The 10,499-nt window shown below is 69.2% G+C and carries 12 protein-coding genes and 1 pseudogene; 5 read left to right on the top strand and 8 right to left on the bottom strand.

Annotated features, from left to right (window positions below; all coding sequences use genetic code 11):
- Nucleotides 1-24 precede the first annotated feature (24 nt).
- A complete protein-coding gene (locus tag AB0G04_RS35135; protein WP_360991933.1) occupies nucleotides 25-201 on the bottom strand; it encodes a hypothetical protein in 177 nt (58 codons plus the stop codon).
- On the opposite strand from AB0G04_RS35135, the gene AB0G04_RS35140 reads away from it, so the two are divergent.
- Nucleotides 194-562, top strand: coding sequence for a hypothetical protein (locus AB0G04_RS35140; RefSeq protein ID WP_360991935.1), 369 nt, complete (start codon nucleotides 194-196; stop codon nucleotides 560-562). The genes AB0G04_RS35135 and AB0G04_RS35140 overlap by 8 nt on opposite strands.
- A gap of 66 nt (nucleotides 563-628) precedes the next feature.
- Here the strand turns inward: AB0G04_RS35140 and AB0G04_RS35145 are convergent.
- Nucleotides 629-999 (bottom strand): annotated as a pseudogene (locus AB0G04_RS35145) (cyclic-phosphate processing receiver domain-containing protein).
- An 817-nt stretch (nucleotides 1,000-1,816) separates the two neighbouring features.
- Between AB0G04_RS35145 and AB0G04_RS35150 the strand changes: the two are divergent.
- Nucleotides 1,817-1,987 carry a CGNR zinc finger domain-containing protein gene (locus AB0G04_RS35150; protein WP_360991968.1) on the top strand — a complete coding sequence of 57 codons (171 nt, stop codon included), beginning with the start codon at nucleotides 1,817-1,819 and terminating at the stop codon, nucleotides 1,985-1,987.
- 15 nt (nucleotides 1,988-2,002) lie between these two features.
- Here the strand turns inward: AB0G04_RS35150 and AB0G04_RS35155 are convergent, their stop codons facing one another.
- The 3 genes from AB0G04_RS35155 to AB0G04_RS35165 form a co-directional block, all read right to left on the bottom strand.
- Nucleotides 2,003-2,758: a hypothetical protein gene (locus AB0G04_RS35155; RefSeq protein WP_360991937.1), complete on the bottom strand. Its 756-nt coding sequence runs from the start codon at nucleotides 2,756-2,758 to the stop codon at nucleotides 2,003-2,005.
- Between the two features lie 8 nt (nucleotides 2,759-2,766).
- Nucleotides 2,767-3,291, bottom strand: coding sequence for a papain-like cysteine protease family protein (locus AB0G04_RS35160; RefSeq protein WP_360991940.1), 525 nt, complete (start codon nucleotides 3,289-3,291; stop codon nucleotides 2,767-2,769).
- A gap of 125 nt (nucleotides 3,292-3,416) precedes the next feature.
- Complete coding sequence (locus AB0G04_RS35165; RefSeq protein ID WP_360991942.1) at nucleotides 3,417-3,827, bottom strand: hypothetical protein; 411 nt, start codon at nucleotides 3,825-3,827, stop codon at nucleotides 3,417-3,419.
- A 523-nt stretch (nucleotides 3,828-4,350) separates the two neighbouring features.
- On the opposite strand from AB0G04_RS35165, the gene AB0G04_RS35170 reads away from it, so the two are divergent.
- Nucleotides 4,351-4,644: a hypothetical protein gene (locus tag AB0G04_RS35170; RefSeq protein WP_360991970.1), complete on the top strand. Its 294-nt coding sequence runs from the start codon at nucleotides 4,351-4,353 to the stop codon at nucleotides 4,642-4,644.
- Nucleotides 4,645-5,269: 625 nt separating this feature from the next.
- Here the strand turns inward: AB0G04_RS35170 and AB0G04_RS35175 are convergent.
- Nucleotides 5,270-5,473, bottom strand: a complete 204-nt coding sequence (locus AB0G04_RS35175; protein WP_360991945.1) for a hypothetical protein — start codon at nucleotides 5,471-5,473, stop codon at nucleotides 5,270-5,272.
- 359 nt (nucleotides 5,474-5,832) lie between these two features.
- Here AB0G04_RS35175 and AB0G04_RS35180 point away from each other — a divergent pair, with 359 nt between their 5' ends.
- Complete coding sequence (locus AB0G04_RS35180) at nucleotides 5,833-6,870, top strand: zinc-dependent alcohol dehydrogenase family protein (RefSeq protein WP_360991947.1); 1,038 nt, start codon at nucleotides 5,833-5,835, stop codon at nucleotides 6,868-6,870.
- 91 nt (nucleotides 6,871-6,961) lie between these two features.
- Nucleotides 6,962-8,491: an FAD-dependent oxidoreductase gene (locus tag AB0G04_RS35185; protein WP_360991950.1), complete on the top strand. Its 1,530-nt coding sequence runs from the start codon at nucleotides 6,962-6,964 to the stop codon at nucleotides 8,489-8,491.
- Nucleotides 8,492-8,555: 64 nt separating this feature from the next.
- On the opposite strand, the gene AB0G04_RS35190 is transcribed toward AB0G04_RS35185, so the two are convergent.
- Together AB0G04_RS35190 and AB0G04_RS35195 are read right to left on the bottom strand one after the other, a co-directional pair.
- Nucleotides 8,556-9,224, bottom strand: a complete 669-nt coding sequence (locus AB0G04_RS35190; protein WP_360991952.1) for an alpha/beta hydrolase — start codon at nucleotides 9,222-9,224, stop codon at nucleotides 8,556-8,558.
- A 9-nt stretch (nucleotides 9,225-9,233) separates the two neighbouring features.
- Nucleotides 9,234-10,379, bottom strand: coding sequence for a DUF6596 domain-containing protein (locus AB0G04_RS35195; RefSeq protein ID WP_360991954.1), 1,146 nt, complete (start codon nucleotides 10,377-10,379; stop codon nucleotides 9,234-9,236).
- Nucleotides 10,380-10,499: the final 120 nt, after the last annotated feature.

Below are 10,499 nucleotides of genomic sequence, written 5' to 3' on the forward strand. Positions count from 1 at the left end.
CGATCGCAGCCCTGGAACGGTCGATCAAAGGTGGTCATTCGCAGCGGCGATCTCATGCTTGAGCAGGCGGACTTGCTCCTCGTCGTCGCACAGCAGCAGCACCTTGAAGCCAGCTTGCGCATCGCCGAGGTACGACGCCCAGTGCCGGACCGCTCGAGACGCGCGTTCCATCCGGCGCCTCAACGAACGTGCGGTGGCCATGCGATTATTCGGCGTGCGGATCTTGCTGGCGCAGCGTCGGGTGTGCCGTCGGTTCGGCGTCGTCTCGCTACGACCGCGGCCCGGAACGATGATCGGTGTCGCGCTGGGGCGAGCGGCTGACGGGGAGCCGTTGAACGCGGTTCGCCATCCGCCTGTCGGGCAGTCCAACGGCTGGTACGTGTGGCGAGGTGGGCAGATTCCGCAGGACGACGATGAGTTCTTCAGCCCCATGCACATCGAGCACGCGAGAAGTCACTTCCCTGAATTGCTGCCGCATCTCGCGCTGCCGCCCGGTTTCGGCGTGATTCTGGCACCCGGGTACGAAGACGTGTGGCAAGACGAAGCGCTTCTTGAGCCCTGAACGCCAGCCGCTGGCGAGGCACTCTCTTGCCGCGGAGCGGCCTCCTGGTCAGTGGGTTACGTCAGGTCATCCAGCGGAGCCGATTCCGTCGAGGTAACCCGCTCCGGGGTCACCCGAAGCGACGCGGACCGGATAGTTCCAACGCCGGAGGACCTGCGCCATCTTCGCGGCGCCCGCGGGATTGGCCGAACGGATGATGACGACACCGACATCGAAAGGCCGGCCCTCGAAGGCAGCCCGATCAAGGATTTCCACGACCGGCCAAATGGCGTCATCGTCGCCCAGATCATGTCGAGCCAGAGTTCATCGAGCCGGTGGCTGCGGTGACGGCCGAGGAGCACGGCACCAGCCGAGCTTGTGCGAGCCACCTCGGCTGGTCGGCCGTCGACGAATGAGCGGAGATCGTCGACGAGGAACGATCGCCGACTTGCGGTCAGTCATCGCACGACGATGCCCGGTCTTCTACAACGCCTCGATCGAATATCCGGATCTGCCGCCGATAGTGCGGCCGGGTGCGGCCGGCTGGTCCATGTTGACCTCCGTGGGATGATCTATGGCATGACACGTCGCAGAAGGGGCCGTGCCTCGTAGGGCGCCTGGATCGCTACGTCACCGCCTGCCTATCACGCCAAGCCCATGGATCCGGTATCGCGACGTTCCCGGGTTGTCCGGCCGGGCCAACGCTGCGGTCCGTCTGTTGGAGCGGCGCCTCTGGCTGCCGGGTGTGGTGGCTGTCGCGGTGAGCGTATGGAGCGCGCACGTTCACGGCAATCGGCGCCGGTGGAAGCCGTGGGAAGCGGAGTTCACGTGTTCCTGCTGCGGTGAGGGTTGGGCGCGAACGCGCTTGGAAGAAGCGGTCGCCTTGCTGCCCGCCCATGCTTCGCGAGAGCTCCGAACCGTTGCCGATCGCCTGGATGACTCATTGTTGAGGCGCACTTATCACGATCCGCAAACGCCGGGTGTGGATCCGTGGTGGCTACGCCGCTGCTGAATGACAGGGTTGGTCCGCCGATACGCCAAGCCTTCGGCGAACATCCGCTTCCGCCGCGATCCGGGCGCGCAGCGAGGTAGAACACCGCGGTCGAGCACGAGCAGGACGGCCCGCCGGCCGGCTGAGCGCCGTGATGCCGGCCGGCCCCAGCGCGCGGCAGGCCATCTGCGTACTGAGCCGCCACGACCAGCGTTCCTTCCAGCAGGCGCGATCCTGGCGGGACGGCCTGCATCGGACTGCTCACCGCAGGCGAGACGCGGTTGTTGCGTCGCTGCGAGGGTCCCGGCTGCTGCGTGTTCTTCGTGCAGCACCATCCGCGCCGGCGTTACTGCCACGTGTCTTGCGCTCACCGTGACCGCCAAGCGAGGTCCCACCGCCGCCGCGTCTCGGCAACGACGCCCGGTGCAGCCGCCGCCGCACCGGGCCTCGCTTAGTTAGCGATAACAAACCTACGCGGCAGCACGCCGTCCGGCGATCCGCCACAGCAGCAGTACGGCCGCGGCGCCCAGCCCGCCGAACACGATCTGGCCGTACCCGGCACCGGCTCCCTCGCTGCCGCTGCCGGTACCCGCGACGTCGGGTGCCCACGAGTCCGGGTCGTGTGCCTCGGTGACCAGGTCCCGCAGTTCGGTGGCAGCGTCGGTGTCCACCGTGGTGTCGGCGACCGCGGAGAGCCCGTCGGCCTGTCCGCCGTCAGCGACCTCGAGCAGACCGCCCAGCTGTGGATCCTGGACCACGTCGCCGGAGACGTCACCGGAGGCGAGGGCGGCACCGGCCGTCCGATCGTCGTCGACGTACGTCATCCGAACCTCACCGGAGTCGTGCAGCGTGACAGCGATGGTGCCCACCACGGCACTGTCGCGATAGAGAGGTGCGACCCACTCGCCGGTGCCGACCACCGCGATGGTGGTGTCACCGGTCATGAAAGCCGGGTTCCAGTCGTGCAGCGGGACCGGGGTGCCGGTGCGGTACGCCGACGCCGGCCTGTCCGCTGGGGAGGTGCCGTCCCCCTCGCTGACCTCGGTCGCGCCGCTGCCGAGCACGGCCGCCGCGGTCGCCGGGGCGCTGTCGGAGAACCAGCCGGCGACTGCGGCCGGCACCGCCTCGTCCGAGGCGTGCGCCGCCGAAGCCGTCCCCAGCGCGGTGAAGGCCAGGGCGGCCACGGCCACCAGTCCGGTGGAGCGCAGCGTGGTCGTCACGGTCATTGCCCGTCTCACTTCCGGTAGAGGTGGATCAGGGTGTGGGTCTGCTTCCAGCTGCTGTTGCTCAGGTAGTTCCCGTACTCGCGCGACGTCGAAGTGCCGGTGGCCGGGTCGGCGTACGACACCCCGTACGAATAACCGGTGTTGTAGTAGCCCTTGATGACGTGCGCGTGCCCACCGCCGGAGTTCCAGCCGATCCGGCTGTAGATGGGTCGGTTGAGCGTGACCTCGGAGGTCACGTAGTTCCAGCTCAGCGTCACCGAGTCACCCGGGTTGACGCCGTTGGCGTTGAGCGCCCGCCGCACGTCGGTGATCGATCCGGTGTTGTTGGCGCTGCAGGCCGAGCTGGCCTTGCCGTCCTTGTAGATCTCGCACTGGGAGATGATCCGGCCGGTCTGCTGCTTGACGATCATCTTCGATGCCGCGACCCAGCACCAGTTCGACTTCTCCTGCTTGTAGTAGGTCATGGAGATGTCCGCCGCGTTCGCCGCGGACGGCGCGATCATCACCGAACCCAGGGTGGCCAGTACGACCATCAGCTCTCGGGGGAATCTTCGTCGTGCTGTCACTCGATGCCTCGCATCCGGATGGAGGGATTTTTCGGGCAGGCCGGATCGACCGGGCTGCCGGGTGGCAGCCGGTTGTCCGGCCGGGGGTGTGGCTAGGCCTGGCGAACCCGGAGGGTGCCGGCGTCAGGGAAGGCCACAGGCGGGGCCTTGACCGCGCAGAAGGCGAGGAAGGTTTCCGCCTTGCCGGGCGGATCGGTGCTGGTGGGTGCGCCGGCAACCGACTCGTCGTAGACGATTCCGGCCGCCTCGAAGGCGTCCCCGGCCGTGCCGTCCGCGACGAGGGTCCTCTCGCCGGGCAGCTTGACCAGGTAGTGGTCCTCGTCGCCGCTCTGCTCCACGACTGTTCCGTCGGGCCAGATCGGAATCCGCTCGACACCGTCGATGATCACCGTGACGCACCCGTCGCGGCGTGCCGCCACCTGCCCGGTCAGCGGCTTGGCCGGGCCGGCCAGGTGCCTCATCAGCGGACTTCCGGCAACGTCACCCATGTCGAGGTGACTCATGCCCGTCTCGTCGCTTGGCTGCGGTGCGGTCGCACCCGCCGCAGCCGGATCATGCCCGGATCCACATGCCGCCGTGAGGATCGTCAGAGCCGCAATGGCCAACAGTGACCAGCGGCGCGCATGGTTCGCGCTCATCACATCGATCGCATCCCAAGGAGGAGGTCGTCAGCGCCCGGACAGGCGGGACGCGCCAGGGAAGCGATGGGGTGCATGGATTGCGTCCAGAATTCCGGACACCGTCCCGGTCGCCTGTTCGTGGCAGGCGAGTCGGCACGCCCCCGCGTCACCGGCAATCGCGGGCGGGTGAACTTCGACACCATCACCCCGATGAATGTGCACGCTAACACGGCGCCTCCACTGTGCATATAGGCCGCGACGGCGTGATCAATGAGCCTTTTCATCCTGCGCAGCGGTTGGCTTCGACGCGGCCCAGAAGGGGGATGGCCGGCACGATCGCGGTCGCGCGGCGTGGTCACACGAGCATGCAGCCTGGCCGGGAACAGTCGGTCTCACCAACACCACGCTGACGGCGATCAGCGGCGACATCGTGAACTCGCTGTGCGCCCAGGGGAGCGGCAAGCTCGCGATCATCAACGGGCACGGCGGAAACTACTTCCTGAGGCGCCAACCTCGCCACCGACGACCACGAGGACATGCACGCCGGCGAACTCGAGGTCTCGATTCTGTCCGCCGTCTTGCCCGAATCCGTGCGAGACGCGGCTTCCCCCGCGAGCCGGCCGCGCCGTCACGATCGTGGTCGGTGGCGACAGTCCGGCGCCTTGTCGTGCCGAAGAGGGGGCGCAATCCGAGTTGGTGACTGATCCAGTTGGATCATTGGCCTGGCGGTATAGCGTTCGTCGGATGTCTATGCAGGTTATGTCTTAACGCGGCGCTGGAGTCCCAGACCGCTGCGGTGGATGTGGCCGGGCAGCCGGTCGGCGATCCTCTCGGAAGTCCCGGAGTCTTGCCGAGCTGCGCAATATCCGCCGCCGTCCGATCCGGATGTTTCACACCGCCGCTTGCCGGTAAAGCACTGTCACGATCATCGATGGCCAACAGGGGGTATGGCTGTGCCGAAGACAACGCCCAAGTACACCGTTGGAAATATTGTCGGCATCTTCGCGTGCCTGTTGGTGAGCGTCGGCTTCGCGTTATGGTCGTTCCTCGGCCATCACTCGCCTCGGTACGACGGGCGCTTCTGGGATGTCCTATTTTCGTTGTGCGTCCTCGCCATGGGCTGGACCGCGATCAAAGCCATCCGGAGCCGGCGGCGCTGACGCGGTCGACGCGACAGCACTGCCCGCCCGTCGTTGGGTAATCGATCACCAGGCAGCGGGTATCCCTGCCACGATCAAGGCGCGACAGCGCCACGAGGTCGCAGCGAATCGGCCACAGAGCCCATCGAAAGACGATGATGCCAGGCAGCCGAACCGCCGCGTCGTTCAGCTTGACGCGAGGGCTTCGGTGGGTGCGAGTCGGTCGCGCGGATGGCGGGGTAGAAGCCCGGCAATGGCGCCGATCGCCACGGTGGCGCCCACGCCGCCGGCAAGGGCCCACAGTGGTACGACGGTGGGCCACTGCTGCATGGTGGCGTATGTTCCGGTCACCAGGTAGCCCAGCAGGACGCCGACGGCACCGCCAAGCATGGACGGAATCGCCCACCTGCACAACATCGCTCTGGCCGGCTGGCCGAAAGCCGGTCACGGGCAACGCCTGCACGAGTTACGAGACATCACTCAGCCCAGCAACACTGACCCGATGGATGCCCCACTGGCATAGCCGAAGGCCGACTCCCCGGGAATGCCGTCGTCGGGTGCTGCAACATCGGTGGGAAAATCTGCCGCTCGGGACGGTTCAACGATTCGAGGCAGACCTCGGCTGACGCATTCTCCTGCCGCGGATAAGGCGCGCTCTGCCCTGGGCGGGCCGTCACCATGCGTGACGAGCTCACCGGAGGTGGGCCATGGTCCGGTCAGGTGCCGTCCGGCGCTGGCAGGATGGGGCGATGCGCGCCGTGATCTTCGATGCCCCGCGAGCCCGGCCCGAGGTCCGGGAGGTTCCCGACCCCACTCCCCCGCCCGGCGGAGTGGTGGTGCGGGTGGAGGCTACCGGGATGTGCCGCAGCGACTGGCACGGCTGGGCCGGCCACGACGAGATCACCCTGCCTCATGTGCCGGGACACGAACTGGCCGGCGTGGTCGCCGAGGTCGGGACCGGGGTCAGCCGGTGGCGGGCCGGCGACCGGGTCACCGTCCCGTTCGTCTGCGGCTGCGGGCGGTGCGACTGGTGCCGGACCGGTCAGGCCCAGGTCTGCCCCGATCAGCAACAGCCAGGGTTCACGCACTGGGGCTCGTGGGCGAGCCTCGTGGCACTGCACGCCGCCGACACCAACCTGGTGGCGCTGCCGGAGCACGTCGGCTTCGCGAGTGCGGCGAGCCTCGGGTGCCGGTTCGCCACCGCGTACCGGGCCCTGGCCGGCCGCGCCAACGTCACCGACGGTGAGTGGGTGACCGTCATCGGGGCCGGTGGGGTGGGCCTCAGCGCCGTGATGATCGCCCGCGCCCGGGGCGCCCGGGTCATCGCCGTCGACCGCAATCCGGAGGCGCTGGCGGTTGCCGCCGGGCTGGGCGCCGAGCACACGGTGCTGACCGGCGGCACCGATGTCCCCGCCGCGATCGCCGACCTGACCGGTGGCGGCAGTCACGTCTCGGTCGACGCGGTCGGCAGCGAGCAGGCCTGCTCCGACGCGATCCTCGGCTTGCGCCGCCGCGGCCGGCACGTTCAGGTGGGCCTGCTGCCGCCGGTCGACGGCCATCCCCGGGTACCGATGGCGCGGGTCATCGGCTGGGAACTGGACGTGTTCGGCAGCCACGGGATGGCTGCCGCCGATTATCCGGAGATGATGGCGATGATCGAGCGCGGCGCCCTGCAACCGCAGCGGCTCATCGAGCGCACCATCGGTCTTGCCGAGGCCGCGGAGCTGCTGCCGGTGTTCGACACCGCCACGGTCGCCGGAATCACCCTGATCGACCCGTCTCGCTGATGACGCATCAAGACTATCGAGAATGATCCCATGTCGTGAGACTCGGGCGATGCGTGATGGAGATGTCACTCGGCGTCGATTCCTTCAATCAGTGGGTATCAGCGGCGGGGCGGGGGCGCTCTTCGCGACCATGGGAGCTCTGGGGCTCGCACCGGTCCGCGCGGCGACACCCTCGTTCCGGGCACCACAACAGTCCGATTTCCACCTGACCGGGCGGGCCGCCCGCAAGGTCGTCATTCTCGGCGGCGGCATCGCCGGCCTCACCGCCGCCTACGAACTGGGAAAGGCCGGGTACGACTGCACCGTGCTCGAGGCACGTGCGGTCGCCGGCGGCCGCAACCTGACGATCCGCGGCGGCAGCGCCGAAACCGATCTCGACGGGCACACCCAGCGGTCCTCTTTCTCCCCCGGCAACTACTTCAACGCCGGCCCGGCCCGCATCGCCCAGTGGATGGTCACCCTCGACTACTGCCGTGAGCTGGGCGTACCGATCCAGCCGTTCGTCAATGCCAACGCCGACGCGCTGATCCACAACGACGGCAGTGCACCGATCCGGTTCCGGACGGCCAAGGCGGACGTGTACGGCTACGTGTCCGAACTGCTCGCCAAGGCCACCGATCAGGGCGCCCTCGACAGCACCCTGACCGGTGAGGACAAGGCACGGCTGCTGGCTTTCCTGGAGGACTTCGGCGAGATCGGGGAGGCCCACGAGTACACCGGCTCGCCCCGGCGCGGCTTCGCGAAGTATCCCGGCGCGGGAAACGACAACGGCACGGCGCTGCCCGGACCGCCCGATCTGTCGGACGTGTTCGCCAGCAACGTGGGCCGCTACTTCAGCGGCGAATTCGGCTACGACCAGGCCATGATGATGTTCCAGCCGGTCGGCGGCATGGACCGGATCGCGGCCGCCCTGACCACGGCCGTCGGACGGCAGCGGGTCCGGCTCGGCGCCCGGGTGCTGGACGTGACCGGTCGTTCGTCGGACGTCACCGTCAAGTTCCGGCAGGGTGGCCGCGACCAGACGATCACCGCCGATTTCTGCGTCGCCACCCTGCCGCCGAACGTGATGGCCAGGGTTCCGCACAACCTCGGCGCGAACGTGACCTCGGCGCTGTCGTCCGGGTTCTTCCCGTTCTCAGCCGGCAAGATCGGGCTCGAGTACCGGAGCCGCTGGTGGGAGAACGACCTGCGCATCTACGGCGGCATCACTCAGACCGACCTCGACATCACCCAGGTCTGGTATCCGTCGTACGACTTCCACGCCCGTCGTGGCGTCGTCGTCGGCTACTACAACTTCGGGGAACAGGCCGATGCGTACGGTGCGCTCACCCCCGACGCCCGGACCGCGCGGGCCGTCGAGCAGGGTGTGCGGATCCACGGCGAGAAGTACCGGTCCGAACTGGCCGGCGCCTTCTCGGTGTCCTGGAACCGGATGCCGCATGTGGAAGGCGCGTGGGCCTACCCGTGGGACCCGAACGCCTACCAGCTGCTGCTCCAGCCGGCCGGCCGCGTCCACTTCGCCGGGGACTGGCTCAGCCACGCCGTCGCCTGGCAGCACGGTTCGTTCCTGTCGGCCCGCGCCGCCGTCACCGCCATCCACCAGCGGGTACTCGCCAGCTGAGGGAGGCGTCGCCGGGTCGGGTTCCGCGACCCGGCCCGGCGGCGTCTCCGGGAGGAGAACGGTGTCAGACGCCGGCTGTCACCTCGCGGGCGTAGGCCTCCAGTCGCTCCGCGAGGTCCCGCGGCCTGCTCAGCGCCGGTGTGTGGCCGCCGTCGATCTCGTCCGGGACGATCCCGAGCCGCTGCCGGGCCACCCGGTGCAGGTAGGCGGGCGGGAACAGGCGGTCGTCACGACAGATCAGGACCTTCGTGGGTACGGCGGGCCAGGCGCCCATCGGCGACGGCTCCCCCAGGCGCGCCTCCGACTGCGCCCGTCCACGCTTCACCGCCTCGGCGGCCAGTTCCGGCGGCACGTCCTGGTAGAAGAGGGCGATCGTGTCGTCGTACCCACCGGAAGGCTCTTGATCGAGTCCGGTGGCCGCCGAGTAACCGGTGACCGGCTCGCCCGGCGCCGGGATCATCGGCGCCACGAGGACCAGCATTGTCACCGCCACCCGCTCGCAGACGAGGGGCCCGACGAATCCGCCGAGCGAATGCGCCACGACGATCGGGCCGGGCCGGTCACCGATCGCCGCAGCGACCGTGTCCGCGTATTCGGGGAGCCCGGCGGTGTCGTCGTCGCAGGGCAGGTCGGGCGCGACGGTGTCGTGCCCGCGAGCCCGCAACTCGGCCTCGACGAGATGCCAGTACCAGCCGACGTCACCGGCGCCGTGAATCAGAGCGAAAGTCGCCATCACCGCCTCCTACCCGTTCGGGCCGGAGTTGAGTCGGGCGGCCTGCCGGGTGAGGTGATCCCGTTCGGACAGATTGGACGCCCGGTAGGCGGCTTCGGCGTACAACCGTGCCGCGGTGACCCGATCGCCGTCGCGTTCGTGCAGGTAGGCGGCGACCGCCTGGTAGCGGGGCAGCCCCGGGTCGAGGGCGGCGAGGGCGGCGAGCCCGGCCCGTGCCCCGTCCGCCTCACCGACGGCGACGGCCCGGTTGAGCAGCACCACGGGGCTGTCGGTGAGCCGGGCGAGTTCGTCGTACCACTCGACGATCTGCACCCAGTCGGTCTCCTCGGTGACCGGCGCGTCGGCGTGCAGGGCGGCGATCGCGGCCTGCGCCTGGAACTCGCCGAGCCGGTCACGGGAGAGCGCCGTCTGCAGGATGCCGACACCCTCGGCGATCATCCGGCTGTCCCACCGGCCGCGGTCCTGCTCCGCCAGCGGGACCAGGCTGCCGTCCGCCGCGGTCCGGGCCGCTCGCCGGGCGTGGTGCAGCAGCATCAGCGCGAGCAGGCCGGCCACCTCGGGATGGTCGATGGCGGCGGACAGTTGCCGGGTCAGCCGGATCGCCTCGGTGGCGAGGTCGACGTCGCCGGTGTAGCCCTCGTTGAAGACCAGGTACAGCACCCGCAGCACGGTCGCGACATCGCCCGGCTGATCGAGACGGGCGCCGGTGACGGTGCGTTTGGCCCGGCTGATTCGCTGGGCCATGGTGGCCTCGGGCACCAGGTACGCGTCCGCGATCTGCCGGGTGGTGAGACCGCCGACAGCCCGTAGCGTGAGGGCGACGGCCGAGGCCGGGGTCAGCGACGGACAGGCGCACAGGAAGTACAGCCACAGGGTGTCGTCGACCGAGGACGTGGGCCCGGCCGGCGGTTCCTGCTCGGCCATGTCCTCGCGCCGGCGGCGGGCCGCCTCGGACCGGGTGGCGTCGATGAACCGCCGCCAGGCGACGGTGACCAGCCAGCCTTTCGGGTCCCGTGGCTGGTCACCGGGCCAGGCGCGCAACGCCTCGATGAGGGCTTCCTGCACGGCGTCCTCGGCCGCCGCGAAGTCGGCTCCGCGGCGGACGAGGATCGCGAGCACGCCCGGAATGAGGCTCCGGAGCAGTGAGTCGTTCAACAGGTCAGTCCGTGACGGTCGGCGGCATGTGCAGGAACGGGCGCAGTTCCAGCCACTCGTGGATCGGCCGGCCGTTCGCGCCCGGCGCGGCGGACAGCTCACCGGCCAGCTCGACGGCAC

Origin of the sequence: Actinoplanes sp. NPDC023801, assembly GCF_040639655.1 — a bacterium.
Lineage (GTDB): Bacteria > Actinomycetota > Actinomycetes > Mycobacteriales > Micromonosporaceae > Actinoplanes.